The sequence below is a fragment of the Arthrobacter sp. BE255 genome, from assembly GCF_031457335.1.
GTDB lineage: Bacteria > Actinomycetota > Actinomycetes > Actinomycetales > Micrococcaceae > Arthrobacter.
Map to the genome: position 1 here is coordinate 62542 of NZ_JAVDWK010000002.1, position 25648 is coordinate 88189.

At 65.7% G+C, this 25648-nt stretch carries 23 protein-coding genes; 16 read left to right on the forward strand and 7 right to left on the reverse strand.

The window, feature by feature from the left end; genetic code table 11:
* Window positions 1-3: 3 nt before the first annotated feature.
* Window positions 4-1479: a four-carbon acid sugar kinase family protein gene (locus tag J2X42_RS03665; protein WP_310162320.1), complete on the reverse strand. Its 1476-nt coding sequence runs from the start codon at window positions 1477-1479 to the stop codon at window positions 4-6.
* Window positions 1480-1628: 149 nt separating this feature from the next.
* On the opposite strand from J2X42_RS03665, the gene J2X42_RS03670 reads away from it, so the two are divergent.
* The gene (locus J2X42_RS03670; protein WP_310162322.1) at window positions 1629-2333 is read left to right on the forward strand and encodes a FadR/GntR family transcriptional regulator; all 705 of its coding nucleotides are present in this window, start codon (window positions 1629-1631) and stop codon (window positions 2331-2333) included.
* Window positions 2334-2363: 30 nt separating this feature from the next.
* Here J2X42_RS03670 and J2X42_RS03675 read toward each other — a convergent pair whose 3' ends face one another.
* Genes J2X42_RS03675 through J2X42_RS03685 form a run of 3 tightly spaced genes read right to left on the reverse strand, consistent with a single transcriptional unit; the run spans window position 2364 to window position 5883 of the window.
* Window positions 2364-3383 (reverse strand): LacI family DNA-binding transcriptional regulator, encoded by a 1020-nt coding sequence (locus J2X42_RS03675; protein WP_310162324.1) that lies wholly within the window; start codon window positions 3381-3383, stop codon window positions 2364-2366.
* Between the two features lie 17 nt (window positions 3384-3400).
* Entirely contained in the window at window positions 3401-4981 is a 1581-nt protein-coding gene (locus J2X42_RS03680; RefSeq protein WP_310162326.1) for a family 43 glycosylhydrolase, read from the reverse strand.
* Complete coding sequence (locus J2X42_RS03685) at window positions 4978-5883, reverse strand: PmoA family protein (protein ID WP_310162329.1); 906 nt, start codon at window positions 5881-5883, stop codon at window positions 4978-4980. Before J2X42_RS03685 ends, J2X42_RS03680 begins: the two co-directional genes overlap by 4 nt.
* Window positions 5884-6190: 307 nt before the next feature.
* Between J2X42_RS03685 and J2X42_RS03690 the strand changes: the two genes are divergently transcribed.
* The 6 genes from J2X42_RS03690 to J2X42_RS03715 all read left to right on the forward strand — a co-directional run bounded on the left by J2X42_RS03690 (window position 6191) and on the right by J2X42_RS03715 (window position 13338).
* Entirely contained in the window at window positions 6191-7495 is a 1305-nt protein-coding gene (locus tag J2X42_RS03690; RefSeq protein WP_310162332.1) for an ABC transporter substrate-binding protein, read from the forward strand.
* A 50-nt stretch (window positions 7496-7545) separates the two neighbouring features.
* Window positions 7546-8499 (forward strand): sugar ABC transporter permease, encoded by a 954-nt coding sequence (locus J2X42_RS03695; RefSeq protein WP_310162335.1) that lies wholly within the window; start codon window positions 7546-7548, stop codon window positions 8497-8499.
* Between the two features lie 10 nt (window positions 8500-8509).
* Complete coding sequence (locus tag J2X42_RS03700; protein WP_310162337.1) at window positions 8510-9406, forward strand: carbohydrate ABC transporter permease; 897 nt, start codon at window positions 8510-8512, stop codon at window positions 9404-9406.
* A gap of 113 nt (window positions 9407-9519) precedes the next feature.
* A complete protein-coding gene (locus J2X42_RS03705) occupies window positions 9520-11547 on the forward strand; it encodes a pectinesterase family protein (protein ID WP_310162339.1) in 2028 nt (675 codons plus the stop codon).
* Window position 11548: 1 nt separating this feature from the next.
* On the forward strand, window positions 11549-13045 hold the full coding sequence (locus tag J2X42_RS03710; protein ID WP_310163342.1) for a pectate lyase: 1497 nt from the start codon (window positions 11549-11551) through the stop codon (window positions 13043-13045).
* A gap of 83 nt (window positions 13046-13128) precedes the next feature.
* Complete coding sequence (locus tag J2X42_RS03715) at window positions 13129-13338, forward strand: dodecin (RefSeq protein ID WP_141139202.1); 210 nt, start codon at window positions 13129-13131, stop codon at window positions 13336-13338.
* Between the two features lie 60 nt (window positions 13339-13398).
* Here the strand turns inward: J2X42_RS03715 and J2X42_RS03720 are convergent, their stop codons facing one another.
* A complete protein-coding gene (locus J2X42_RS03720; RefSeq protein ID WP_310162342.1) occupies window positions 13399-13617 on the reverse strand; it encodes a hypothetical protein in 219 nt (72 codons plus the stop codon).
* Window positions 13618-13753: 136 nt separating this feature from the next.
* Window positions 13754-14665 (reverse strand): helix-turn-helix transcriptional regulator, encoded by a 912-nt coding sequence (locus J2X42_RS03725; RefSeq protein ID WP_310162345.1) that lies wholly within the window; start codon window positions 14663-14665, stop codon window positions 13754-13756.
* A gap of 176 nt (window positions 14666-14841) precedes the next feature.
* Between J2X42_RS03725 and J2X42_RS03730 the strand changes: the two genes are divergently transcribed.
* The 6 genes from J2X42_RS03730 to J2X42_RS03755 all read left to right on the forward strand — a co-directional run bounded on the left by J2X42_RS03730 (window position 14842) and on the right by J2X42_RS03755 (window position 19711).
* Window positions 14842-15675 carry an aldo/keto reductase gene (locus J2X42_RS03730; RefSeq protein ID WP_310162346.1) on the forward strand — a complete coding sequence of 278 codons (834 nt, stop codon included), beginning with the start codon at window positions 14842-14844 and terminating at the stop codon, window positions 15673-15675.
* A 28-nt stretch (window positions 15676-15703) separates the two neighbouring features.
* Entirely contained in the window at window positions 15704-16687 is a 984-nt protein-coding gene (locus J2X42_RS03735) for an aldo/keto reductase (protein ID WP_310162347.1), read from the forward strand.
* Window positions 16681-17718, forward strand: a complete 1038-nt coding sequence (locus J2X42_RS03740) for an NAD-dependent epimerase/dehydratase family protein (RefSeq protein ID WP_310162348.1) — start codon at window positions 16681-16683, stop codon at window positions 17716-17718. Before J2X42_RS03735 ends, J2X42_RS03740 begins: the two co-directional genes overlap by 7 nt.
* A 168-nt stretch (window positions 17719-17886) precedes the next feature.
* On the forward strand, window positions 17887-18720 hold the full coding sequence (locus J2X42_RS03745) for an aldo/keto reductase (RefSeq protein WP_310162350.1): 834 nt from the start codon (window positions 17887-17889) through the stop codon (window positions 18718-18720).
* Between the two features lie 134 nt (window positions 18721-18854).
* Entirely contained in the window at window positions 18855-19121 is a 267-nt protein-coding gene (locus J2X42_RS03750; protein ID WP_131133295.1) for a GlsB/YeaQ/YmgE family stress response membrane protein, read from the forward strand.
* A gap of 110 nt (window positions 19122-19231) precedes the next feature.
* Entirely contained in the window at window positions 19232-19711 is a 480-nt protein-coding gene (locus J2X42_RS03755; protein ID WP_310162355.1) for a hypothetical protein, read from the forward strand.
* Window positions 19712-19876: 165 nt separating this feature from the next.
* Here J2X42_RS03755 and J2X42_RS03760 read toward each other — a convergent pair whose 3' ends face one another.
* Window positions 19877-20509 carry a DM13 domain-containing protein gene (locus J2X42_RS03760; protein ID WP_310162358.1) on the reverse strand — a complete coding sequence of 211 codons (633 nt, stop codon included), beginning with the start codon at window positions 20507-20509 and terminating at the stop codon, window positions 19877-19879.
* A gap of 176 nt (window positions 20510-20685) precedes the next feature.
* Between J2X42_RS03760 and J2X42_RS03765 the strand changes: the two genes are divergently transcribed.
* The 3 genes from J2X42_RS03765 to J2X42_RS03775 all read left to right on the forward strand — a co-directional run bounded on the left by J2X42_RS03765 (window position 20686) and on the right by J2X42_RS03775 (window position 25532).
* Window positions 20686-21327 (forward strand): DUF2510 domain-containing protein, encoded by a 642-nt coding sequence (locus tag J2X42_RS03765; protein WP_310162360.1) that lies wholly within the window; start codon window positions 20686-20688, stop codon window positions 21325-21327.
* Window positions 21328-21824: 497 nt separating this feature from the next.
* Entirely contained in the window at window positions 21825-23762 is a 1938-nt protein-coding gene (locus J2X42_RS03770; protein ID WP_310162361.1) for a DUF222 domain-containing protein, read from the forward strand.
* Window positions 23763-23972: 210 nt separating this feature from the next.
* The gene (locus tag J2X42_RS03775; RefSeq protein WP_310162362.1) at window positions 23973-25532 is read left to right on the forward strand and encodes an IS1182 family transposase; all 1560 of its coding nucleotides are present in this window, start codon (window positions 23973-23975) and stop codon (window positions 25530-25532) included.
* Window positions 25533-25648: the final 116 nt, after the last annotated feature.

Below are 25648 nucleotides of genomic sequence, written 5' to 3' on the forward strand. Positions count from 1 at the left end.
GGATTAGAAGGTGTTGCTGAGCTTGCGGGTGACGTCGGCGAGCGACTGGTCGTCGCCCACGTTTCCGGCGAACACGATGTACGGGATGCCCTTGGCTGGGCCGTCCACCGGCTCCCAGAGCGAGACGATTCCGGGGAGCATGGGGCCGCGGACAATGGCGTGCCGGATTTCCAGGCCGTGCGCGGCGACGTCGGAGGACGTGATGCCGCCCTTGGCAATGACAAAGCGCGGCGGGAAGGTCTTCAGGGTCCGGTTCACCACGGCGACGACGGCGGCAGACACCGTGCGCGCGATCCGCAGGCTTTCGGCGGGGTTGTCGGTCTTAATCAGCAGGCGGCTGGTGTGGACGATGACGTCCCCGCCGTGGAGCGCGTCCACGACGGTGCCCACGGTCTGGTCCAGGTAGGCGTCGGCGGACTCGCCCAGCAGCTTCTCGACGTCGATCTCCACGATGCGTGCGGCACTGTGCTGTTCGGTGAGGGCGTTGAGCTGGCGGGTGGTGACGCCCACGTGCGAGCCCACCACGATCAGGCCGCCCGCGGTGGACGGGGTGTTGCCGGCGTAGGCTTCGGCGCCGCTGAGCTCGGCGCGGATTTCCTGCCCGATGCGGGCACGTCCAAACGGCGGGCCCACGCGGTAGAGGAGCTTCTTGCCGCGCCGTTCGGCTTCTTCCAGGCCCAGGGACAGGGCGCGGAGGTCGTTCTCGGTGACGATGTCCACGACGATCGGGGTGGAGTTCGTCGCGGGAGCAATGGCGTCGGCGATGGCGTTGGCGGTGACCTGGGGATCGGTTGAGGCGCGGATGGTGTTCAGGTCCAGCACGATCACGGACTCTGCAGCGAAGCGACCCTGCGACTTCTCCTCCACGTACTTGGCCATGTCCGAGTTGGCGAAGCCGAAGGTGGCGTCCTTGGAGAACTCGGTCTCGGCCACGGGAGTGAGCCTGCCGGCGTCCTCACCGGTGCCGCGCATGTAGTGGACGCCGCCGATGGTCACGCGTCCGGCGTCGGGGAACGCCGGAACCAGGACCACGCCGTCGGTTGCTTCGCCGCTGACCTCGGCCACGGTTGCTGCAATGACGTCGGGTTCGAGCGGGTAGTGGCCGCGGAGGGTGGAGTCGCTGCGGCTCACGAAGCCGAGCCGGAGGCCGGAATCAATGCTGGAACCGGCGGCGGCGAGCGCATTGCGGACCACTTCCTCGTTGCGGGCAGCGGCTTCGGCGGGGTCCAGGCTGCGGGTGTTGGTCAGCACGTAGACGGCGGGCTTGGCCTGGCCGAAGGCCCAGATGAAGTCTTCAACGTCCCAGCGGGTGAGGACGGGCAGGTCCGCAACCGACTGCGTTCCGGTGGGGTCGTCGTCGAGCACCACCAGCATGCGGGGAGACTCGGCGCTGGACGCGGCGACGGCGTCGGCCACCATCGCTGCAGGGATCCGGACTTCGGCCGGAAAGGCGGCCAGGACTTCTGCTTCAAGCGTCATGCTGCACTCCATTGTGGGTGTAATCGGTGGCGATGTAGATATCTGTAAGATGTCTGACATCTAACATTTGAATTTAGTGTGGCATAGGACATACAAACGCGCAAGTAGACTTGTCTGACATATCGGCCGCAGGGCTTGGACGGGGGAAAATGGCACGGAAATCACTGGTAGGCGTAGTCGCTGACGAGCTTCTGGACCGCATCATCGCGGGGGAATTCCCGCCGGGGGCCAGCGTGCCCGGCGAACTGGAACTCAGTGCCGCGCACGAAGTCAGCCGGATGACCGTGCGCGAGGCCATGAAGACCCTCGAGGCGCAGCGCATCCTCAGCGTCGAACGTGGCCGCGGCACTTTTGTGAACCCGCTGAACCGTTGGGCCTCACTGGAGGCCGTCCTCCGCGCGGCTTCCGAGGGGAAGAACGAGGCAGAGGCCTCGGTGCAGCTCATCGAACTCCGCCGCATGCTGGAGACCGGGGCCTGCGAACTTGCGGCCGGCCGGATCGGCGACGCTGACGTCCAGACGCTTTACGGATATGTGGCCGCCATGCGCGCCGCCCACGAGGTCAACGATGTTGCCGCTTTTGTTGAGGCGGACCTGGCGTTCCATGACCTGATCCTGCATGCCTCGGAAAACGTCTTTGTGGCTGTCCTTTTCGAGCCGCTGCACCGGGTGCTGGAAAAGCGCCGCACTGAAACGTCAGCGGTGCGCGAAATCCAGGTACACGCGATCGGGCACCACCAGAACATCGCGGAGGCGCTGGAGTCCCGCGACGCCTCGCGCTCCCGTGAAGCCATGGATGCGCACATGCAGCAGACCCTGGATGACCTCAAAAACCTGGTGCTCGAGGCGCAGTAGCCGTCCGGCGGTCGCGGCCTGCGGGACCTGCTACTGCACGCGCGGCGGGGCCGTGGTGCCGCGGACCACCAGTTCGGTGGCAACCTCCAGCGCAGCGGGAACAGCCGGCCCCTGCTGCTCGAGCTGTTCTGCCACGATGCCCACTGCCATGGACGCCAGCTGTGCCAGCGGCTGGCGGACGGTGGTCAGCGGCGGCGACATCAGCGCGGCCTGCGCAATGTCGTCGAAGCCCACAATGCTGATATCCCCCGGAATCTTCAGCGAGCGCCCGGCGGCGGCGTTCATCACGCCCAGCGCCTGGAGGTCATTGGCGGCAAAGATCGCGGTGGGAGGTTCCGGCAGGTCCAGGAGGTCCCCGCCGTGCCGGACGCCGGACTCGATGCTGAAGTCGCCGTCGCGCACCAGTTCGGGCAGGACCGGCAACCCCGCTTCATGCAGGGCGGCAGCATACGCTGCGTACCGCGCACGGCTGTGTCCGGAACCGTGTCCCCGGCCGGTGATGATGCCGATCCGGCGGTGGCCCAGTTCCAGCAGGTGGCCCACCGCGGCGAGCGCTCCGGAGAACGACGCCGGGCTGACGCTGGGGATGGTGAGCCCCTCGGTTCCTTCCGGATCCACCGCCACCGCGGGGATGTTGAGGCTCCGCAGGGTGGTGACCAGCCGGGAGCCGCGCCGCGGAGCGAGCAGCACCACACCGGCAAGCCGGTTGGCCGAGGATTCCCGGAGCTTCCGCCAGTTCTCGGCGGTGGCATGCTCTGCCCGCGAGTAGACAATCGAGTAGCCGAGGCGGGCCGCAGCGGCTTCGGCGCCTTCCATGATTTCCAGCACCCAGGGCGAGTCGAAGTTGTTGACCACCAGCTGGAGCAGTCCTGGCTGGTCAGCCGGGGCGTTCCGTTTGGTGTAGTCGAGATCCTCCAGGGCCTGGCGCACCTTGGCCCGGGTGGCCTCGGAGACGTGCGAACGGCCGTTGAGCACTTTCGACACGGTGGGAACGGAGACGCCTGCCGCTGCGGCCACATCTGCGATCTTGGGGCGCGGCGTGGCGGTCAACGGCTGGGTCCTTGCGATCATCTGGAAGCGGTGGCGGCAAAGTGCGGCACGACTGCCCGGCGGACCGGCGCAGTCTCGACCCGCACGGGTCCAACGATAACACTGCCGCTTTCCTGCGAACCCAGCGGTGAGGCGGTGAATATGCCCAGTTCAGCGCCGATCCACTTGCCCTCCACGGCGTCGAAGTGCCAGCCCTGGACTTCCCACGGCTCGCCCGGCCCGGTGCGCCAGGCGAAGGTGGAGCGCGGCCTTCCGTCCGTCCGGATCTGAAGCTCGATCCTTGCGCTGGGCAGGGGCACCTGGCGTCCGGGCCGCTCCTCATGCGGGCCTTCCCCGCCGGCGCCGCTTCCCAGCACAAATCCGTCGGCGGTCCGGATGATCCCGAGCCAGGCGTATTTCTGGCCCAAAACCACGACGCCGGCCCGGGTACCCACCGGAACATCGTCCAGTTCCAGCGTGGTGGTGAAGGTTGACGGGGTGCCGGGCAGGATCTGGCCCAGCACGTTGGGAAGTTCGCGCAGGTTGACCGGATCGTTGGCCTGCGGGCGCAGGACCAGTTGCCCTCCCCCACCTTGGAAAGACCAGGACTCACGCGGATTCGCCTGCCAGTGCCACTGCGGGCCCAGCCACGGCGAATCGAAGCTGTCGCTTGCCGGCGGCGCCACGTCCTTCTGCGAGGTTCCCGCCGGATAAGGGTGGCTGGCCACCGGGGTGCCAGGGCCGCCGTCGTCCGCGGGAGTTCCCATCCACGGCCAGCCGTCCTCGCCCCACCCCATGGGCTGGAGGTGGACCACCCGTCCGTACGGGCCGCGGTCCTGGAAGTGCAGGAACCAGTCCTGGCCCTCCGGTGTGGTGACCCAGGCGCCCTGGTGCGGGCCGTTGACGTCGGAACTCCCCTGCTCCAGCACCGTACGCCCCTCGTACGGGCCGAACGGCGACCGTGAGCGGAAGACCGACTGCCAGCCCGTAGCCACGCCGCCGGCCGGGGCGAAGATCCAGTACCAGCCGTCCCGCTTGTAGAACTTCGGCCCTTCAAGGGTGGTGTAGCCCGGGAGGTCGGCGCCGTTGATCACGTGTGTTCCGTGGTCCAGGAGCCGGCTCGCGTCGGGGCTCATCCGGTGCACGGTCAGCCGGTTTTTGACGCCCACCCTGCTGTGCGCCCAGCCGTGGACCAGGTAGGCCTCGCCGTCGTCATCCCACAGCGGGCAGGGATCGATGATGCCGCGGCCGGCGTAGAGCAGGTGCGGAGCGGTCCACGGCCCTTCTGCCCGCTCCGCGCTCAGGACGAAAATGCCATGGTCCGGGTCCGGATAGAAGATCCAGAAGCGGCCGTCGTGGTACCGGAGGGCCGGTGCCCAGACTCCGCTGCCGTGGCGCACCAGGGAGTAGTGGCTGCCCTGGGGCAGTTCGGGAAGGGCGTGGCCGGCATGTTCCCAGTCCACGAGGTTCCGGGACTTCAGCACGGGCAGCCCCGGCACCCTGTTGAAGCTCGACGCGATGAGGTAGTAGGTGCCGCCCACCTGGACGGCATCGGGGTCAGGCCAGTCGCCGTTGAGGATGGGGTTGGTGTAGACGGGGATGGGAGGCCGGGTTGTCATGATGTCCTGTCGGTTGAGCCGGGGCGGCTGAGTCGGGGGTGCTGCTGGAGGAAATCGAGGGCGCGGGCGGGAGTCTGCACAGCTCCGTCGTGGATGACGGCGTGCAGGCCCAGCCTGAGCGGGGTGTTGTGGCCTGCGCGCGCCGGTTCGGACCATGCGGCTGCGGGTCCGGCCCCCAGGTAGCCTTCCGCCCGGATGAACCACGGGAGCGGGCGTTCCGGGTCCTGGGCGAGCACAACGCTGACCGGTGCGCCGTCAATCCGGATGGTGACCGAAAGCCACGGCGAGCGCGAACCGTGCGCCGCAGTGGCGCCGCTGCCGGCGTCGGACAGGACCAGGGGGTCGGCGCTGCCCTGGGGAAACCGCCAGAAGATCCCGCCGTATCCGGCGCCTGCCCGGCCCTTGACGGCCGACGACGACACCTCCAACTGCTCCACGCCCGCCGCCGGGCGGATCACCGAGGACAGTGAGAGGCTCCACGTGCCGGGCTCCGGGTGGCCAAAGTACTCAAGGTGCCGCTGCTCGACAGCGAGTTCGCCACCTGATTCCGACCGCCAGGAGACTGTGCCGGATTCTTCACCTGCGGTTGACTCCCAGCCCTGCGGCACCTGGGTTCCGTGGTTTGCCAGGAGCACCGGTCCGCTGGCGGCAGTGAAGGTGGACCCGCCCCAGAAGTTGGTTCCGTTGACGTCGGAGAAGGCGACGGAAAGCCCCAGGTGATGCGGGTGGTCGGCGGGCGCGGCTTCCGTCACGGTGGCGCCGGCCAGGGACCGGATCGGGTGAAGGTAGGGCCGGGGCGCACTGGTGGCGGGCTGCTCCCGTCCGGTGCAGTGGGTGGCAAGTGTCGGGACCGGGTCGGCAAGACCGGGGGCCGCAGCCGACGGCGGCGTGTGGATGGCCAAGCAGACCTCCTGGTTGGGTGGCGAGTCCGGGATGTGTGGATCAGCATAGCCATGTCAGAAATCTTCGGCAAGTAGTACAGAAAGTTTCTGCGCAATCCGCTCTGGAGAGTTTCAAAATTGTGTTGACAGTCACAGGGTTTTCTTGCTAGAAATCGTTTACTCACAAATTTTTGGCAGCTTTCACCTATATCCACCCCGAAGATGGTGCCCCGAGCGCCGGATCCATCCCAGAAAGTTTCCTTGCTACCGGAATATTGGCCAGTAGCCGGAAGAAGCCCGACATACCCCGCTAGAGAGGCGTCATTCGATGAAGAAGACCACGAGCACCCCTATTCCGCGCAGGATCATCCTGGGTGCTGCACTGACCGCGGCCGGCTTGGCCCTGAGCGGCTGCGGAGGAGCCACCTCCCCGTCCTCCGGCGGCAACGTCGAGCTGAATTTCGTGTATTGGGGTGACTCCAACCGCGCCAAGATGACAGATGCCGCGATCAAGATCTTCGAAGAGAAGAACCCCGGCATCACGGTCAAGAGCGAATACCAGGACAGCGGGCCCTACGCCGACAAGCTGGCCACCCGCTTCGCCGGCGGCAATCCTCCGGACGTACTGAACATGGCCAACCGGACCCTGCTGGAATACGCGCAGCGCGGCACCCTGGCAGACCTGAAGACGCTGTCCGAGATCAACCTCGACAAGATTCCGGCGACGATCCAAAGCCGCGGCGAAGTCGACGGCAAACTGTACGGCCTGGCCACCGGCGTCAACCTGATCGGCATGGTGGTCAACAAGACCATCACGGACCAGGCAGGCGTGACCATCCCGGACGACAAGACCTGGAGCTGGGAGGACTATGCCAAGTTCGCCACCGAGGTGACGCAGAAGACCGGCGGAAAGATTTACGGCGCCGGCTACGACGTGGCCACGGAGACCGGCCCCATCCTGTTGGCCCGGCAGCGCGGCGAGGACTTCTACACCAAGGACAACAAGCTTGGCGTCAGCGAGGAAACCATCCGCGAGTGGTTCCAGTACAGCGTGGACCTGCGCAACGCCGGCGGCTACCCGCCGGCCGGATTCTTCGAGCAGATCGGCGGCTCGCCGGCGCAGTCCTACCTCGCCAAGGGAACGGTGGCTTCCCAGATCATCCCCATCAACAACTTCCGCGGCTACAACGAAGCATCCGGCGGGAACCTGGTCCTGCTCCGCATGCCCGGCGAAACCACGGAGCAGCGCCGCGGCTACTCAGCGGACCCCAGCATGCTCTGGTCCGTTGCCGCCAAGTCCAAGCACCCCAAGGAAGCCGCCAAGCTGCTGAACTTCCTCATCAACGACGTCGACGGCGCCGCAGAAACCCTGACCCAGCGCGGGGTGCCCATCAACCCCGAGGTGACAGAAGCCATCATGCCCAAGCTCGGCGCGGATGACACGAAGTTCGTGCAGATGGTGGCCGACATCCAGAAGGACGAACTGGCGCCCGCCTACGTCTACCCCAAGGGGGCCAGCGTGGTGGCTGACACCCTCAAACAGCTCGCTACCGAAGTGGAGTTCGGCCGCGTCACGCCCGCGGACGCCGCCAAGACCTTCATCGAGAAAAGCAATGCGGCCATCAACAAGTAGACGCCACCACCACGCCCGGACACCAGAAACGCAGATAGGAGCCTGACGCCATGTCAGTGCTGACCAAGCAAGCCCCCGGCGCGGCCGCCACCCTGGCCGCACCGGGGCGCGGTAAACCCAAACGGGGCCTGTCGAGGCGCACCAACCAGCGCAGCGGCTACCTCTTCCTGCTGCCGTGGTTCATCGGCATGCTGTTCACGATCATCCCGTTCTTTGCCTCGCTCTACCTGGCCTTTACGGACTACAACCTCTTCACGGAGCCGAACTTCGTTGGCCTGGCCAACTTCCAGGCCATGTTCGAGGACCCGCGCCTGCTGCAGTCGCTGAAGGTCACGTTCATTTACACCTTTGTGTCCGTACCCATCTCCCTGGCCATCGCCCTGCTGGTGGCCATGGTCCTGAACCGGGGCCTCAGCGGCCTGTCGATCTACCGCTCCGTGTACTACCTGCCGTCCCTGCTGGGCGGCAGCGTGGCCATCGTGATGCTGTGGCGCTACATCTTCGGCAACGACGGTATTGTGAACGGCTTCCTGGGACTGTTCGGCATCCAGGGACCGGCGTGGGTCACGGACCCCGAGTTCGCGTTGAGCACCCTGATCGTCCTGAACGTGTGGACGTTCGGCTCGCCGATGGTGATCTTCCTGGCTGGCCTGCGTCAGGTCCCGGCAATGTACTACGAGGCCGCTTCCATCGACGGCGCCTCCAAGTGGCGGCAATTCCGCAGCATCACCCTCCCGCTGATCAGCCCCATCATCTTCTTCAACCTCATCATGCAGCTCATTGGGTCCTTCCAGACCTTCACCCAGGGCTACGTGATGAGCGGCGGCACCGGTGGCCCGGCTGATTCCACGCTGTTCTACAACCTGTACCTCTACCAAAAGGGCTTCACCGAATTCGAGATGGGGTATGCCTCCGCGATGGCGTGGCTGCTGTTGATGATCATTGCGATTTTCACCGCCATCAACTTCATCGCGTCCAAGTTCTGGGTCTTCTACGACAATTAAGGCAACCGCAATGGCTCTCCTCGAACTACCCACCAAAAACAAGCAAAAGAAGGACGTGGCCCCGGAAGATGCCTTGACCGGCACCCCCGGCACCCGTTTCTCCCGCCACCTGGTCCTGTGCCTGGTAGGCCTGGTGATGCTGTACCCGCTGCTGTGGCTGATCTCCAGCTCCTTCAAACCCAGCAACGACATCTTCCGCCAGCTGGGGCTGTGGCCCGAAAACTGGGACTTCAGCAACTACGAACAGGGCTGGACGGCGTTGAACCAGCCGTTCCACGTCTACCTGATCAACTCCCTGATCGTGGTGGTGTTCTCCATCATCGGAAACATCTTCTCCTGTGCCCTGGCCGCCTACGCCTTCGCCCGGATGGAGTTCACCGGCCGGAAGCTCTTCTTCGCCCTGATGCTGGGAACCCTGATGCTGCCCGGCCACGTGCTCCTGGTGCCGCAGTACATCATCTTTTCCCAGCTGGGCTGGCTTGATACGTACCTGCCCCTGATCGTGCCGAACTTCATGGCCACCAACGCGTTCTTCATCTTCCTGATGGTGCAGTTCATGAAGGCACTGCCCAAGGAGCTCGACGACGCCGCCCAGATCGACGGCTGCGGACCGTTCCGGACATTCCTGCGCGTGATCATGCCCCTGTGCGTACCGGCCATGGCCACCACCGCCATCTTCACGTTCATCTCCACCTGGAACGAGTTCTTCGGCCCGCTGCTCTACATCCAGAACCAGGACCTTTACACGGTTCCCCTGGCGCTGCGCGCCTTTATGGATTCCGAAGGCCAAAGCATGTGGGGCCCCATGTTCGCCATGTCCGTGGTGTCCATCGCCCCCATCATCGGATTCTTCATCGCAGGCCAGAAGTACCTCATCAACGGCATCGCCACCACCGGGCTCAAGTAACGCCCGCAACGCTTTCCGCACGCATCGCCGACTGAACACTGCTTAGTGAACATCCCGTATTGAACGCGCCCGGGCTGGAGGCTGCCCGGGCACAAAAACAAAGGAGTTTTTGCATGAGTTTGCGACGTCTATTAGGTGCGGCCACCGCCGTCGTAATGCTGGGAAGCCTCACGGCACTCCCGGCCGCCCACGCGGCACCAGCCGGTTCCGGCAGTACCGCCCAGCAAACCGGGGCCCCGGTTCCCGCGACAACCCCGGACGCGGCGGGAAACCCGGAGGCGATGTGGAAGCAAACGCCTGACGGCTTCGCTTCCCTACCCGGCTACGGGCTGGCAGGAACCACCGGCGGCCAGTCCGGCCGGATCGTCACCGCTTCCACCATCCAAGAGCTCAAGGGCTATGCAGCAGCCAGCGAACCGCTGGTGATCTTCATCCGCGGCACCCTCAAAGCCACGGACTACATCAAGATTCCCGTCGCCGCCAACAAGAGCTTCATCGGGGTGGGCGCCGGCGCCGAAGTGGTGAACGCCGGCTTCAAGCTCATCAACGTCTCCAACGTCATCTTCCGGAACTTCACAGTCCGGGACGCCTACATCCCCGGTGACTGGGACGGCAAGAGCCCCGAGAATGACCGCGACGGCCTTCAGCTGGACACCACCCACCACGTCTGGGTGGACCACATGAAGTTCGAACGCATGGGTGACGGCCTGATCGACACCCGCAAGGACTCCGACCTCATCACGTACTCCTGGAACGTCTTCGCGGACAACAACAAGGCCCTGGGCGTCGGCTGGACCGCCAATGCCGTGACCCGGATGACCATCCACCACAACTGGATCCGCAACACCACCCAGCGCAACTTCAGCATCGACAACACGGCCGCAGCCCACGTCTACAACAACTACCTGCAGGACATCGGCCAGTACGGCATGATGGGCCGCAACGCCGCCAAGGTGGTCCTCGAAGGCAACAGCTTCAGCGCCGTCCAGGACCCGGTCGTCGCCAAAGACCCCGCCACCGAAGTGGTGAACCGGGACAACGTCTTCAACGGCACCCGCGGCCGCAAGGACAACGTCGGAGCAGCCTTCGACCCCACCCAGTACTACGCCTACCAGAAAGACGACGCCGCCCGGGTTCCGGAGCTCGTTGCCGCCGGCGCAGGGCCGCTGGAGAACAACGCCCCGAACAACACCACTGAGATCACCGTTGCCCTTGACGGCACCGGCGACTTCGGCAGCCTCCAGGCAGCAATCGGATCCGTCCCCAGCGGCAGCACCCTGCCCCGCACCATCACGGTCAAACCCGGAACCTACCGCGAATCGGTGAACATCTGGGCAGACCGTCCCAACCTCACCATCCAGGGCGCCACAGCCAACCCGGCCGACGTCGTCATCAGCTACGACCTCCCGGCCAACGGCGTGAAATTCTTCGGCGGCACCTGGGGATCGTGCGGCAGCGCCACCCTCAACGTCCTGGCAGAGGGCACCACGGTACGGAACCTCACCGTGGAAAACGCCTACGACGAGGCCGCCAACGGAGGCAGCCAGGCACTCGCGGTCCGATCCGTGGCAGACCGCGTGACGTTTGACGGCACCCGGTTCCTCGGCAACCAGGACACCTACCTCGCAGACACCACCGGCCGCGACGCCACGGCCCGCACCTACCTGAAAAACTGCTACATCGAAGGGGACGTGGACTTCATCTACGGCCGCGGCACCGCGGTCTTCGACGGCTGCACCATCCACTCGCTGGACCGCGGCAGTGACACCAACAACGGCTACATCGTGGCCCCCAGCACCAAGAACTCCAACCCGTACGGCTTCCTGATCGTGGACAGCACGCTCACGTCCGACGCCGCCCCCGGGACCGTCAGCCTGGGCCGCCCCTGGTTCGCCAGCAGCGACCCGGACGCCCACCCGATGGCCGTCATCCGCGACTCCGTCCTGGGCAGCCACATCGCAGTCCGGGGCTGGTCCGACATGAGCGGCCACTCCTGGACCGAGGGCCGGTTCGCCGAATTCAACAACAGCGGACCGGGCGCCTACGTCAACGAGTTCCATCCCCAGCTCACACCCGAGGATGCCCTCACGTTCACCAAGGAAGCCTTCCTGGGCGACTGGACACCGGCGGGACGTGGCTGAGATGGCGCAGGCACAATCAGAGTCACCGGACCTGGACATCCGACGGCGAACCCTCCTCGCGGCGGGACTGACGGCTGGCACGCTGGTTGCGTCCGGCCTGCTCAGCCCGGCAGCGACGGCGGCGGACACCGGCGGCGTGAGTCCCGCCGTCGGAAGTAACGGCTCTGCAGAAGCGGGACTGCCCGTCAACCGCGCACTCGGCGGCGGATCTGCCGGCACGGCGTGGACTGAGGCGCCGCAGGGGTTCGCCGGCGTTGCGGCGTACGGCCGCGCCGGCACCACCGGCGGGGCGGGCGGCAGGCTGGTCCACGCCAGCACCCCGGACCAGCTCCGGGCCTTCGCCAGGAGCACTGAGCCGCTGGTGGTGATCCTGCACGGCGAGCTGGTGTTCCCGCAGTACGAAAAGCTGGCGGTCACTGCCAACAAGTCCTTCCTCGGGGCGGGGGAAGGAGCCGCGGTGGTGAACGCCGGCTTCAAGCTCATCAACGTTTCCAACGTCATCTTCCGCAACTTCACGGTCCGGGACTCGTACATCCCCGGCGACTTCGTGGGGAAGCGCCCGGACAACGACAGGGACGGGATCCAGATGGACACCAGCACCCACGTCTGGGTGGACCACATGTATTTCACCCGCCTGGGCGACGGCCTGGTGGACATCCGCAAGGACTGCGACAACATCACGCTGTCCTGGAACGTCTTCGCGGACCACAACAAGGCCCTGGGCGAGGGCTGGACCCAGAACGTGGTCACCCGGCTGACTCTGCACCACAACTGGATCCGGAACACCCACCAGCGCAATGCCAGCCTGGACAACACCGCGGCGTCCCACGTCTACAACAACTACCTCGAAAACATCTCCAGCTACGGCATGCTGGGGCGGAACGCAGCCCTGCTGGTGGTGGAAGGCAACTACTTCCGGGACGTGCGGAATCCGCTCCACCACCAGGGCCCGGGAGGCGAGCTGGTGGCCCGGGACAATATCTACGAACAGTGCACCGGGAACACCGGCCAGCAACGGGGCCAGTCCTTCGATCCGGCCGCGGCGTACGCCTACGAACTCACACCCACGACGGCGGTTCCTGCGCTGGTCCGCGCCTTCGGCGGACCCTTGGGCGGAACGGAACCTGCGCCAGGCAGGGTCATCACGGTGGCGCTCGACGGCACCGGGGACTTCGCCAGCATCCGGGCTGCCGTCGGGGCGATCCCGCCGAACAACCCGGGCCCGGTCACCGTGCTGCTCCAGCCCGGCACCTACCACGAGCCCTCGATGATCTGGGGCGACCGGCGCAACGTCACCCTGGCCGGGGCAACGGGAAATGCCGCGGACGTGGTGCTGACCAACAGCGAAGGCGTCACCCTGGTCGTGGCTGCCGACGGTTCAACGGTGCGGGACCTGACCGTCACTTCCGACACCCCGCAGGACGGCGATGTCATCCGTGCCACCGGGCGGAATGTCAGCTATGCCAACGTGGCGGTTCTCAACGGAACATCCGGCTAGGGGCTGGTCAACGTTCTTGAAGTCCTACTAGGCTTCGAGAACGGCCCGCAACCGGGAATCGAAGGCGATCACGAGGAGCGAAGTTGTCCAACCACACGTACAGCATTACTGAAATTGTCGGCACCTCCGAAGAAGGCGTGGACGCTGCAGTCCGCAACGGGATCGCCGAGGCCGCCAAGACGCTCCGCAACCTTGACTGGTTCGAGGTCAAGGAAATCCGCGGTCACCTCGAAGATGGCAAAGTTGCCGACTGGCAGGTGCGGATCAAGCTCGGTTTCCGCCACGAAAGCTGACCAGCCAGAGTATTAAGAGTGATGGCCGCGTCCTTTGGACGCGGCCATCACTCTTTAACTTCAGTTCGACGAGACGATGCCTGTGGTGCGCCGGCGCCAGATGGTGGGAACGCCGTCGAACGCGGGGAACACGTGGCCCTCGAAAAACGACAGGACCGTGTGCGGGTCAGCTTCGGGGCTCCAGAGTCCGGACGCGGGGCAGTGGGAGCCGGTTGTGGCGGTGCGGCCGTTGCTGGCGGCGGTGGCCTGGCGTTCCTTGAGCAGTGCGATGCGTTTCATCGTTGAGACCATCCTTGGTGGAGAAAAGTTTGTTCCTCCAGCCTAGGAACGGCGCGATCCGATCCCAATGGGCTCCTGGCCAGAATCCTGTTGTTGTGCTGGCCAAATGTACAGCCCTGGAGATACAGGGCTGCAGTTACTGCCGGTTTTCGGGGACAGCGGGCGGCGCCGCGGCCGCAGTCCCCGGCTGCTCCGCAGGCCCGGCACCGTCGCCGGCATGGGCACCAAGGCTCAGCAGGGCAAGGGCGTCCGACGACGGCGAGCCGGGTTTTGCCGAGTACACCCGGAGTGCCTGGTCGGGATCGTCGGGCAGGACAAGGTTTTCAAAGTTCAGTTCCAGGTCTCCAACGGCGGGGTGGTGGAGCCGGACGCTGCCGGCGGACCGGGTGGCCACGCGGTGCCCTGCCCACCATTGGCGGAAGTGCTCGCTGTGGACCGCGAGCTCGCCCACCAGCTGGTTGGCCTGCGCATCATTGGGATGCCGCCCCACGTCCACGCGGAGCGCTCCGGCCGCTTCCGCTGCAACGGTCTTCCAGTCGCGGAAGAGCTCCCGGGCGCCGGGGTCGAGGATCAGCCAGCGGGTGAGGTTGCGTTCCTGGGGCGGAAGGGCCTGGAAATCTGCGAAGAGAAGGAATGCCATCCGGTTGCCGGCGAGGACGTCGGTCCGGCGGCCCAGCACCATGGCCGGGACGTCGCCCACGGCCTCCAGGAGCTGGCGCAGCGCCGGACGGACAGCCTGCGCAGGTCCGGGGGAACGCGTGCTGGCCGCGCAGTTTTCCAGGAGGTCCATCATGTGCGCATGCTCGCCGGTGTCCAGCCGGAGGGCGCGGGACACCGAATCCAGCACGGTGCGGGAGGGGTGGATGTTCCGCCCCTGCTCAAGGCGGATGTAGTAGTCCGTGCTGACGCCTGCCAGCTGCGCCACTTCCTCGCGCCGGAGGCCGGGAACGCGGCGCGCGCCGGAAGTGCCTGTCGCTCCCGCGTCTTCAGGACTCAGCCGGGACCGCATGGCCTTCAGGAATTTTCCGAACTCGGCGCTCTGACCCATGCACCCTATTCTGCACGGCCCGGGCAGGCACTTTCTACAACGAAGGTAGGACTGCCAGTCCTAGGAAAAACAGGGACAGGGTCAAGGGCTGACTATCGGCGGAAAAGTGCATAGGCTCATGGGAGAGCCCTTCCGAAAGCGTTTTCTCACCTATCACTTCAGCAAAGGAGCCACCCATGTCAGAGCTGACACCGGAGACAACACTGAACAACGGCGTCACCATCCCCCGGCTGGGCCTCGGCGTCTTCCAGGTTCCGCCGGAGGACACGCAGCGGATCGTCGAGGACGCACTGGCTGCGGGCTACCGCCACATCGACACGGCAGCCGGCTACCGCAACGAGGCAGGCGTCGGCGCGGCCATCGCCGCCTCCGGCCTTGCCCGCGAGGAAATCTTCGTCACTACCAAACTCCGCAACGGCGAGCAGGGCCGCGCGCAGGAGGCCTTCCAGAACAGCCGCAAGGCATTGGGCCTGGACTATGTGGACCTGTACCTCATCCACTGGCCGGTCCCGTCGCAGGGGCTCTACGTCCAGGCATGGAAGGAGATGGAGCGGCTGTACGAGAACAAGCAGATCCGCGCCATCGGAGTTTCCAACTTCCTCGCCGACCACCTGGACACCCTGCTGGAAGCCGCGGAAGTTCCGCCCGCGGTCAACCAGATCGAGCTGCACCCCAGCTACCAGCAGGCGGAGCTTGCCGCCAAGTGCCGCTCGCTGGGCATCGCGGTGGAGGCCTACAGCCCGCTGGGGCAGGGCGGCGACCTGAACGGGAACGCCGTCACCGCCGTCGCGCAGGCGCACAACGCCACCACCGCCCAGGTGGTGCTCGCCTGGCACCTCGCCGCGGGCACCATCGCCATCCCCAAGTCCGTGGACCCGTCCCGAATCCGCGAAAACTTCGCGGCCACATCCCTCACGCTCAGCGACGACGAACTTGCGGCCATCACGGCGCTGGAGTCCGGTGCGCGCATCGGTTCCGATCCCGCCGTCGCCTCCTTCACCCAGCTCTAACACCCCGACAAAACCAAAGGACCACACAATGCAGTACACCCACCTTGGCCGCTCCGGCCTGAAGGTTTCCCGCCTCTGCCTGGGCACCATGAACTTCGGCCCCCAGACCGAGGAAGCCGATGCGCACGCCATCATGGACTCGGCCCTGGAGTCCGGCATCAACTTCTTCGACACCGCCAACGTGTACGGCGGCACCGGCCACCGCGGCTGGACGGAAGAGATCATCGGCCGCTGGTTCGCGCAGGGCGGCGAGCGCCGCGAACGGACCGTCCTGGCCACCAAGCTGTACGGCACCATGACGGACCGTCCCAACGAGTCCAAGCTCTCTGCGCTGAACATCCGCCGGGCCCTGGATGCCAGCCTCAAGCGCCTGCAGACGGACTACATCGACGTCTACCAGTTCCACCACATCGATCGCGATACCCCGTGGGACGAGATCTGGCAGGCCATCGAAGTTGCCGTCCAGCAGGGCAAGATCCTCTACTCCGGCAGCAGCAACTTCGCCGGCTGGCACATCGCCCAGGCACAGGAGGCTGCCCGGCGCCGGAACTACACCGGCCTGGTCAGCGAGCAGTCCATCTACAACCTCTTCCGCCGTGAGGTGGAGCTGGAGGTCATCCCGTCCGCCCAGCAGTACGGCCTGGGCCTCATTCCATGGTCGCCGCTGCAGGGCGGACTCCTCGGCGGTGTGCTGAAGAAGCAGGAACAGGGAGTCCGCCAGGGAGTCCGCCGCGCCGAGGGCCGCGCGCTGGAAACCCTGAAGAAGCACCAGGACCAGATCCAGCAGTACGAGGACTTCGCGGACGACCTGGGCCACGCGCCGGGCGACGTCGCCCTGTCCTGGCTGCTGCACCAGCCGGCGGTCACCGCGCCGATTGTGGGGCCGCGTACGCAGGAACAGCTCGACGCCGCCGTCCGGGCTTTGGATGTCACGCTCGACGCCGATGCGCTCAAGCGGCTCGATGACATCTTCCCGGGGCACCGCCCGGCCCCGGAAGACTACGCGTGGTGACCCCACTCGCACCTGAGGCCGACACGGTGGCGCCGAGGAGCATACTCTTCATCGGCGGCACCGGGGTCATCAGCGCGGCGGCGGCAGAACGCGCCGTCGCGCTGGGACACCGGCTGACCATCCTCAACCGCGGCCGGCAGACCGGCAGGCCGGTGCCGGACGGCGCCGAGGTCCTGCACGCGGATGTGCGTGACGCGTCCGCCGTCCGGGAGGTACTGGGCGGACGGGAGTTCGACGCCGTCGCGGACTTTATTGCCTTCACTCCGGACCAGGCGCGGGCCAGCATGGAGCTGTTCCGCGGCCGGACCGGGCAGTATGTGTTTATCAGTTCGGCCTCGGCGTACCAGAAGCCGCCCACCCGGCTGCCCATCCTCGAGTCCACTCCCCTGAAGAACCCGTTCTGGCAGTATTCGCGCGACAAGATCGCGTGCGAGGACCTTTTGTTTGCGGCGTACCGTTCGGAGGACTTTCCGCTGACGGTGGTGCGCCCGTCCCACACGTACGACCGCACCAAGATCGCCATGGTGGGCGGCTGGACGGACGTGCACCGGATGCGGGCCGGGCTGCCGGTCATGGTGCACGGCGACGGGACCTCGCTGTGGACCCTCACCCACAGCCGAGACTTCGCCAAAGCCTTTGTGGGGCTGTTGGGCCGACCCCAGGCCGTGGGCGAGAGTTACACCATCACCTCGGACGAATATCTGCCGTGGAACCAGATCTACCGGCTGTTCGCCCGGGCGGCCGGGGTTCCCGAGCCCGAGCTGGTCCACGTTGCCTCGGAAACTATCGCCGCGCACAGCGCCGAACTGGGGGCCAACCTGCTGGGCGACCGGTCCCACTCGGTGGTTTTCGACAACACCAAGATCAAGTCCCTTGTCCCGGGCTACACCGCCACCATTCCGTTCGCGGACGGAGCCAGGGAGATCGTGGACTGGTACGACGCCCACCCTGAGCTGCAGGCCGTGGACCAGCAGTTCATGGACCTCAGCGACCGGCTGACCGGCTGGGCCCGCAGTTCAGGGCGAGCGTGAGACGGTGCGTCGCGCGCAACTTCTCCCCGCCGCGCGGTCATTTCCCCTGGAATCGCGTGGGGGAATAGACCGCGGGGCGGGGAGAACCCATGGGGCACGTTCTGGCGCCGGAAATATTCTCCGGGCATTCGAGGGCTAGGAAGGGCGAAAGCACGAGAGACTGTTGAAATGACTCTTTCACCGCTCATCACGCTCAATGACGGTTACAGCATCCCGCAGCTGGGGCTCGGCACCTGGCCGCTGGACGACGATCAGGTGGCTGCCGCCGTCGTCAGCGCCGTGGAAGCCGGGTACAGGCACATCGACACCGCCGTGAAATATGGCAACGAGGAAGGTGTGGGCAACGGCATCCGGGCCAGCGGGGTGGACCGCAGCGAAATGTTCGTCACCACCAAGCTGGACGGCCAGTTCCAGGGCCACGACCGGGCTGCTGCGGGGCTGGAGGGGTCGCTGAAGCGGCTGCGGCTGGACTACGTGGATCTCCTGCTGATCCACTGGCCGCTCCCCTCCCGTGACGAATTCATCTCGACGTGGAAGACGTTCGAGCGGCTCCAGGCGGAGGGGAAAGTCCGGTCCATCGGCGTCTCCAACTTCAAACCGGCCCATCTGGAGCGGCTGCTGGCCGAGACGGACGTGGTGCCGGCGGTGAACCAGATCCAGCTGAGCCCGGCGATCACCCGCGTGGCCGAACGCGAGTTCAACGCCAGGCACGGAATTGTTACCGAATCGTACAGCCCGCTGGGCGGTTCCGGGGCAAGCCTGCTGGGCGCCCCGCTGCTCTCCCAACTGGGTGAAAAGTACGACAAAACGCCGGGGCAGCTCGTATTGAGGTGGCATGTTCAGAACGGACTTGTGGTCATTCCAAAGTCGGGCGATCCGGAGCGGATGAGGGAGAACCTGGACGTGTTCGATTTCGCCCTGGATCCGCAGGATCTAGCGGAATTAGCCATCCTGGACGAGGGGCCCGGCGCGGGCAACGATTCGGACTTAACCGGGCACTGAACCATGCTTGGAGTAGCCCTCTTCCGAACCATGGGGTTGGCAAATCAATAGTAAGCATGATTACTATTGAGGCAGAAGGATGAAGCGTCCCCGGGATCCGGGTACCTCCTTTATGTAGGAAGAGGAACGACAAAATGGGTTTTTTCGCATTCTTGATTCTCGGCCTTATTGCTGGTGCGATCGCTAAGGCGATCCTCCCGGGCAAGCAGGGTGGCGGCATTTTCATCACCTTGCTCCTGGGCGTCGTAGGAGCATTCCTCGGCGGCTGGATTGGCGGAATGATTTTCGGTACCGGCCTGCAGGAGTTCTTCTCGCTGCAGACCTGGCTGCTGGCCATCGGCGGAGCGGTCATCGTGCTGCTCGTCTATGGCATGATCACCAAGCGCAGCGTCCGTAGCTAACTGCGGCACCAGCCAGGAGACCGGCCTGGGGAGAACATCCCCGGGCCGGTTCTCTTTTCCCCCGGCCACTGGACCGGATTGAAAACCTTCTCACGGAGCAGGAGTTCATCATGAAAAACAAACTTCTTTTGGGTATCGGGATCGCTGCGGGCTACGTCCTGGGATCGCGGTCCGGCCGGGCGGCTTACGACAAGCTGAAGGCCCAGGCAGCGGGTCTTTGGGACAGCAAGCCCGTCCAGGACAAGGTCGCGGCCGCCACGGAAGCCATCAAGGAAAAGGCTCCGGAGGTGGCGGACCAGTTGGGTGAGGCGGCCCGCCGCGCCGGAACCGTGATCGGCTCAGCCATGCACCACGACACAGCGTCCAGCAACGGCAAAGCCAAAACGTCCGACGTCGGCGCCTCCACCGGCGCGCCCGGCACCGGCGACCACGTCCCGGCTCACAGCACGCATCCGGAAACGGTCAACCTGGGCACGTCCGATGTTCATTCGGACCCCGCGCTGAACGACGCCACGGGCCAGGACTGGTCCGATGAAGGCGGCGCAACCCCCGCAGGTGCGGCCACCAACGTGGACCCGAAGCGCGACTGATCCCCCGGTTCCGGACCGTTCCGGACGAAAAGTTACGCTGCTTCTACTCCGCGTAGAAGGCTCTTGGCATAACTGTGCTAAAACTGATTGACCTTGCTGGCCGTCGCGATCCTTGGGGGACGCGGCGGCCGGCGGCGTTTCACGGTGTGGCCGCGAAACGCGGGCTCAGGTGACCAGCTCGGCAGCCCCGAACGACACGCTGAACTGGACGCACCACAGGTCCACCGCGGGGTACTTCGAGAGGTCTACGTCGGCCGGAATCGGGTACACCTGATTTCCCTGGTTTCCCTTGATCATGCCGAGGTCGTAGTAGTCCGCCGAGCCGGCCGTGAACCATCCCGCCGTCCCTTCCACCACGTGGGCTGCGCTTAACCAAACATGCACATCCGGTCCGTTCGACGTATCCAGGTTCTCCAGCGTGAGCACCCTGGAACCATCCGGCTGCTGGACGATCCGGACGGTGCCCGTGGTGGTGTGTTCATGGCTGATCAGGGTGCCCGCCGCAAGCTGTACCGGGCCCGCGGGAGTGGGTGTCGGCGTCGTAGTTGTTGATGGTGGGGTGCCCGGCGTTGACGTGCCCGGCGTCGAGGTTAGGGGCGTAGGCGGGGTCGGTTGTGCCTGCGCGGGAGCGCTGGCAACGATGGGGAGCTGCTCGTCCACCCGCACGTCCACAAAGAGCAGCCACGGCTTAAACACCACAAACCCAATCACGAGCGCTACCGCTGCAACGACCGTCGCGATAGTCCATTTCCGTCGTCGTGAAGGACCGGGCTTTTCGCTCGCCGACTTTCCGCTCATGGAATCATCGTCCGCGCTTCCGCTGGTAGGCGCAACGGACGCTCCAATGCCGCACGGCACATTTCGGGAGCCCAAGCTGCAGCTCCTTTTTGCCTCTCGCCAAAGCGCTGAATGAGTGCTGTGATGAGAGTCAGATAGTCCGTGCGTTGCGCGAGGCGTGGGACGGTTAGGCAAAAATGAGCACTTCGGGCGGCGCCCCCGTTGTTCCTTCAGGCTGGTATCCCGATCCTGCAGGGACGGGGCGGTTCCGGTGGTGGGACGGTTCGGCGTGGACCGACCAGTTCAGCACGCCGCATGTTCCGACTGCCTACACCAATCCGTACGCGAATACGCCATACGCACCCCAACGTCCGCTTATCAGCCGCGAAACCCCGGTCTATAATCCGCTCATTTGGATCATCACGCTGCTCCCGTTGCTGACTATGGTGCTGCTGCTGTTTTGGAACCCGGATTTCCGTGTTATTTACGTCGGAAGTCAACAGAGGCCAACGGTGGACCCGTCGTCGATCTTCACGCCGGTCTATTTCCTCCTCGTCTTCTCGGGCTTCCTGACATACGCGGCGACTGTTCTCCTGGCCTATTTCGACAGCGAACGGCTCAAACGCGACGGCGTAACCAGGCCGTTCCACTGGGCGTGGAGCTTCCTCAGCGGCCCGGTGTACGTGATCGGCCGCTCGGTGATCGTGGCCAAGGTTGCTCCGGGACGGGGGCTCGCGCCAATTTGGGTGCTGATCGGGGTTGTCTTCCTCAGTTTCGTGGTGAGCACCATCAAAATGTCGGCGCTGATGTCCTCCGTATATAACTCCATTCCCAGGTGAGCGGCCGGACACCTGCTGCGGGATTGACCCGGGTTCGTGCTGCGCCGTTACTGTCGTACTCCCTTGGCAGAGTATTCCTATGGAGGCCATTGCGGATCAGCAGGCGGAGCACAGCGGTTCAACTGCCGTACTTTCGCGTGCCGGTTCCCGCGGCGGGGCTGAGTCGCATGGAGCGTTCGACGGCGGCGCCCGGGTGGGTCGCCCGGCCCGCCGTTGGTTCCTGGGCGCGGAATCGGTGCTGGGCTTAATTGTCGTACCCCTTTGGCAGAGTGTTCCTATGGAAGCTCTTAGGGTTCAGCGCGCGGGGCGCGGAGGCCATGCCGGCCTGCGAAATCGTGCTGATTCGCCTGTTGGGGGCGCTTCCAAGAGTCTGACGTTCGACGGCAGCGCCGGCGCCGGGCCAGTTGCGGCCTGGTTTTTCGTTTCCCGCCGATGGGTTCTCCGGACCGGAATCGGTGCGGACCTTAATTGTCGTACCCCTCTGGAAGAGTGTTTCTATGGAAGCTCTTAGGGTTCAGCGCGCGGGGCACGGCGGCCATGCCGGCGTGCGAAATCGTGCTGATTCGCCTGTTGGGGGCGCTTCCAGCGGCCGCGGTTTCGGCGGCGGTGCCCGGGCCGACCGGCCTGAACGGCTGGGCGTCAGCTGCACTCCTTTCACGGAGGCTGTCGGGCTTCGGGACACCGCCGAAACCCCCGGGCTCGTTGAGGCTGCCGCACCGGCCGCGAGTATTGCGGCCGCCGAAGCTTCCGGATCCGGCGGATACGGGGCCGGGGCCGGCGCACTCCTCCACGCCATTGCGGTGGTGAACGCTGCGGCGATCGCGGCTCCCGGGGCGTTGGCGATGGCCGACTACGCCGAAGCCGCGCAATACGCCGGCATGGCCGAGGAACTCTCCCGGACCGTGGAATACCTGCAGATCCTCAGCGCCGGCGCCGTGGACCACACCCGCACCCAGGCCATCACCGACGCAGCAACCGCCCGCTCCAGATCCGCCCGGTCCTGGGTCACAGGCTGGGACAACGGCACCGAAACCCTGAACGAAACCGACACCTCCTGGCCCGCCGCCTCCGCGGGTGGCAGGACGGCGCCGGTCCCTGCGCGCACGGTTCCGCCGTCACCGGCCGATGACGGGTGCAAGAACACCGAAGAATTCCTCCGCGTCAGGCTCCGGATCGGTGTCAGCGAAGCCCGCCGCCGCCTCCACCTCGCCCACTGCGTCCTGCCCGCCACCACCCTCACCGGCGACACCACACCCGCGCTCCGCGAACACCTCGCCGCAGGACTGGCACCAACAACCAGCACCACCCCCGACAGCGAAACGGCTACCGGCACGGACACCAGCACTGCCCCGGACACAGACACGGACGAAAGCGGGCCGGACGTTTCCTTCGCGAGCCCGGCTGTGTCATCCCGGGCCGGAACGATCATCAGCCTCACCCTGAACCGGCTCCAACACCAGACCACCCCCGAAACCCTCGCCCGGATCGAGCAGGACCTCACCCGCACCGCCGCCACCGCAGACCCGGACTTCCTCACCCGCGTCGCCCGCCGCTGGGCAGACACCCTCGACGCCGACGGCACCGAACCCAGCGAAGAAACCCTCCGCCACACCCAGGGCGCGTTCATCCGCAAACCCCGCCACGGCCTGCACCACCTCGAAATCTTCGCCACCACCGACCAATACGAACACCTCCTCACCGTCATGAACACCGCCACCAACCCCCGCACCACCAGCCCAGACACAAGCGGGGCTGACAAGGGCACCGTCAGCGGCTCCGGCGCCGGGGACATCTGGCAGGACAACGAGATAGACCTGGACCGCCGCACCCGGTCCCAGAAACAACTCGACGGCATCATCGGCGCCGTCAAAGCCGGCCTGAACACCACCACCCTGCCCACCACCGGCGGCAACCGCCCCCAAATCATCGCCACCATCAACTACCAAGACCTCTTCCCCGACCCCGGCACCGACGCCGCGCCTGAAGAAACAGCCACCGGGACCGGAACCTTCGTCTTCACCGGCCCCGTCGCCGCCACCACACTGCGCAAAATCGCCTGCGATGCCGACATCATCCCCGCCCTCCTCGGCACCCACAGCGAAATCCTGGACCTCGGCCGTAAAACCCGGCTCTTCACCCCAGCCCAACGCACCGCCCTCACAGCCCGCGACCAAGGCTGCACCTTCCCCAACTGCACCACCCCCGCGCCCTGGTGCGAAGCACACCACATCACCTACTGGTCCCACGACGGCCCCACCGATCTCAACAACGGCGCACTCCTATGCACCCACCACCATCACCTCGTCCACAAAGAACAATGGACCATCACCAACCAAAACGGCGTGCCCTGGTACACACCCCCACGCCACATCGACCCCACCCAAAAACCACAACAAAACCACTACTTCAAACCCCCACCGCCACCCCGCGAATAACCACCCACAGCAACAAACGGCAACGCCCGAACAAGAATGGAACCGGGATCGGTCGACACCGGCAGTGCCAGACGTGCGACCCGTGCCCGGCGGGCGCGCGGCGCGGGCCGCGCGGGAAATCGGGAACGGGAAGGCCTAGGAGACTGCTGAATTAGTCACGGGGTGGGCGGGTCGGCTGGACTCGCGGGCCTGGTGGTTAAGACTGGTCTTATGCAGGGACGCGAGGATGCGCAACGCGGGTATTTGGATGTGGAGGCGCTGGCCGGGGAGTTGTTGGTTCCGGGCAGTGTCTTCGCTTTTCTGGCCAGGCATCGGGGGCGGTTGTTTCCGGATTCGATGATGGAGGACCTCTTTCCGTCGCGGCGTGGCCGGCAGTCGGTTCCGGCGCCGGTTATCGGGTCGGTGCTGGTGTTGCAGGCGTTGCAGGGCCTCTCTGACAGGGAGACCGCGGAGGCTTTGACCTTTGATCTGCGGTGGAAGGCCGCGTGCGGGTACGGGCTGACTGATACCGCGTTACACCCGAGCACGCTGACGTATTGGCGCAGGCGGTTGGCCGGTTCCGGGAATCCGCACCGGATCATGGAAGCGATTGCGGAGGTCGTCGCCGAGACCGGCGCGCTGAAGGGCAGGCGCCGGAGGGCTGTGGATTCGACGGTTCTTGATGACGCGGTCGCGAGGCAGGACACCATTACGCAGCTGATCGCGGGGATACGCCGCTTCGGCCGTGATGTCCCTGGCGGGCAGGAACTCCTGACCGCCCAGGCCACGGGCTATGACTACACGCGCACCGGCAAACCGGACATCGTCTGGGATGACCAGGACGCCAAAGACGGGCTGGTTTCCGCGCTGATCACGGATGCGCTGGCTCTGTTGGCCGCGGTCGGTCCCGAGACCTTGGACGGCAGGGCGGCCGATGCGTACGCGCTGCTTGCACTGGTTGCCGGGCAGGACGTGGAACCGGCCGAGGACTCGGACGGGACCGACGGTCGGTGGCGTATCGCCCGGAAGGTCGCCCCGGACCGGATGATCTCCACCGTGGACCCGGACACTAGGCACGCGCACAAAACCCAGTCCCGGCAGCAGGACGGGTTCAAGGCCCATATTGTCATCGAGCCCGATACCGGGCTGATCACCGCTGCGGAGCTGACCAAGGCCTCGGGAGCGGAGAACAGCGACAGTGCCGTCGGTGCGCGGCTGATCGGCATGGATCCTACGATCGCCGGCAACAGCGTGGACGTCCTGGCCGACTCGGCCTACGGTTCCGGGGAAATGCTCGCTGCCCTTGCCCGCACCGGGCATACCCCGGTGATCAAACCCTGGCCGCTGCGCCCGGCCGTCGAAGGCGGGTTCACCCTCGACGATTTCACCGTCGATGAAGCAGCCGGCACCGCGACCTGTCCGAACGGTATCACCAGGAAGATCACCGCCAAGCGGCGGGTCACGTTCGGTGCCGCCTGCACCGGCTGCCCACTCCGGCACCGGTGCACCGCCTCACCGCGGGGACGCAAGCTCGATCTCCACGAACACGACGCGCTGCAGCGCGAGCACCGTCAACGCGCCGCGGACCCGGCCTTCCGGGACGCTTACCGCAGGCACAGGCCGATGGTCGAGCGGTCCATCGCCTGGCTCACCCGCGGCAACCGACGCGTTCGGCACCGCGGCACCAGCCGGAACAACGCGTGGCTGCAACTACGGATAGCCGGACTAAACCTGCGCCGCCTACTCGCCCTGGGACTGAGAGTGAACCAGGGATCATGGACGCTGGGATAAACCGACCGGACCCCGGCGACTCAATAACCACTGGATGACGTCCCATATCAGGGGCAGAATGTACGCAAAGCGGGCGGAACGACCCCGTTATCGCACCCAAGGGTACTGACCAGAAC

What these genes read in the sequence shown, in the direction of transcription:
- J2X42_RS03690 (WP_310162332.1), top strand. Translation starts at nt 6,191, where the DNA reads ATGAAGAAGACCACGAGCACCCCTATTCCGCGCAGGATCATCCTGGGT.
- J2X42_RS03775 (WP_310162362.1), top strand. Translation starts at nt 23,973, where the DNA reads ATGCAGGGACGCGAGGATGCGCAACGCGGGTATTTGGATGTGGAGGCG.
- J2X42_RS03665 (WP_310162320.1), bottom strand. Translation starts at nt 1,479, where the DNA reads ATGACGCTTGAAGCAGAAGTCCTGGCCGCCTTTCCGGCCGAAGTCCGG.
- J2X42_RS03745 (WP_310162350.1), top strand. Translation starts at nt 17,887, where the DNA reads ATGACTCTTTCACCGCTCATCACGCTCAATGACGGTTACAGCATCCCG.
- J2X42_RS03760 (WP_310162358.1), bottom strand. Translation starts at nt 20,509, where the DNA reads ATGAGCGGAAAGTCGGCGAGCGAAAAGCCCGGTCCTTCACGACGACGG.
- J2X42_RS03730 (WP_310162346.1), top strand. Translation starts at nt 14,842, where the DNA reads ATGTCAGAGCTGACACCGGAGACAACACTGAACAACGGCGTCACCATC.
- J2X42_RS03670 (WP_310162322.1), top strand. Translation starts at nt 1,629, where the DNA reads ATGGCACGGAAATCACTGGTAGGCGTAGTCGCTGACGAGCTTCTGGAC.
- J2X42_RS03765 (WP_310162360.1), top strand. Translation starts at nt 20,686, where the DNA reads ATGAGCACTTCGGGCGGCGCCCCCGTTGTTCCTTCAGGCTGGTATCCC.
- J2X42_RS03735 (WP_310162347.1), top strand. Translation starts at nt 15,704, where the DNA reads ATGCAGTACACCCACCTTGGCCGCTCCGGCCTGAAGGTTTCCCGCCTC.
- J2X42_RS03755 (WP_310162355.1), top strand. Translation starts at nt 19,232, where the DNA reads ATGAAAAACAAACTTCTTTTGGGTATCGGGATCGCTGCGGGCTACGTC.
- J2X42_RS03720 (WP_310162342.1), bottom strand. Translation starts at nt 13,617, where the DNA reads ATGAAACGCATCGCACTGCTCAAGGAACGCCAGGCCACCGCCGCCAGC.
- J2X42_RS03725 (WP_310162345.1), bottom strand. Translation starts at nt 14,665, where the DNA reads ATGGGTCAGAGCGCCGAGTTCGGAAAATTCCTGAAGGCCATGCGGTCC.
- J2X42_RS03750 (WP_131133295.1), top strand. Translation starts at nt 18,855, where the DNA reads ATGGGTTTTTTCGCATTCTTGATTCTCGGCCTTATTGCTGGTGCGATC.
- J2X42_RS03705 (WP_310162339.1), top strand. Translation starts at nt 9,520, where the DNA reads ATGAGTTTGCGACGTCTATTAGGTGCGGCCACCGCCGTCGTAATGCTG.
- J2X42_RS03710 (WP_310163342.1), top strand. Translation starts at nt 11,549, where the DNA reads ATGGCGCAGGCACAATCAGAGTCACCGGACCTGGACATCCGACGGCGA.
- J2X42_RS03695 (WP_310162335.1), top strand. Translation starts at nt 7,546, where the DNA reads ATGTCAGTGCTGACCAAGCAAGCCCCCGGCGCGGCCGCCACCCTGGCC.
- J2X42_RS03700 (WP_310162337.1), top strand. Translation starts at nt 8,510, where the DNA reads ATGGCTCTCCTCGAACTACCCACCAAAAACAAGCAAAAGAAGGACGTG.
- J2X42_RS03770 (WP_310162361.1), top strand. Translation starts at nt 21,825, where the DNA reads ATGGAAGCTCTTAGGGTTCAGCGCGCGGGGCACGGCGGCCATGCCGGC.
- J2X42_RS03680 (WP_310162326.1), bottom strand. Translation starts at nt 4,981, where the DNA reads ATGACAACCCGGCCTCCCATCCCCGTCTACACCAACCCCATCCTCAAC.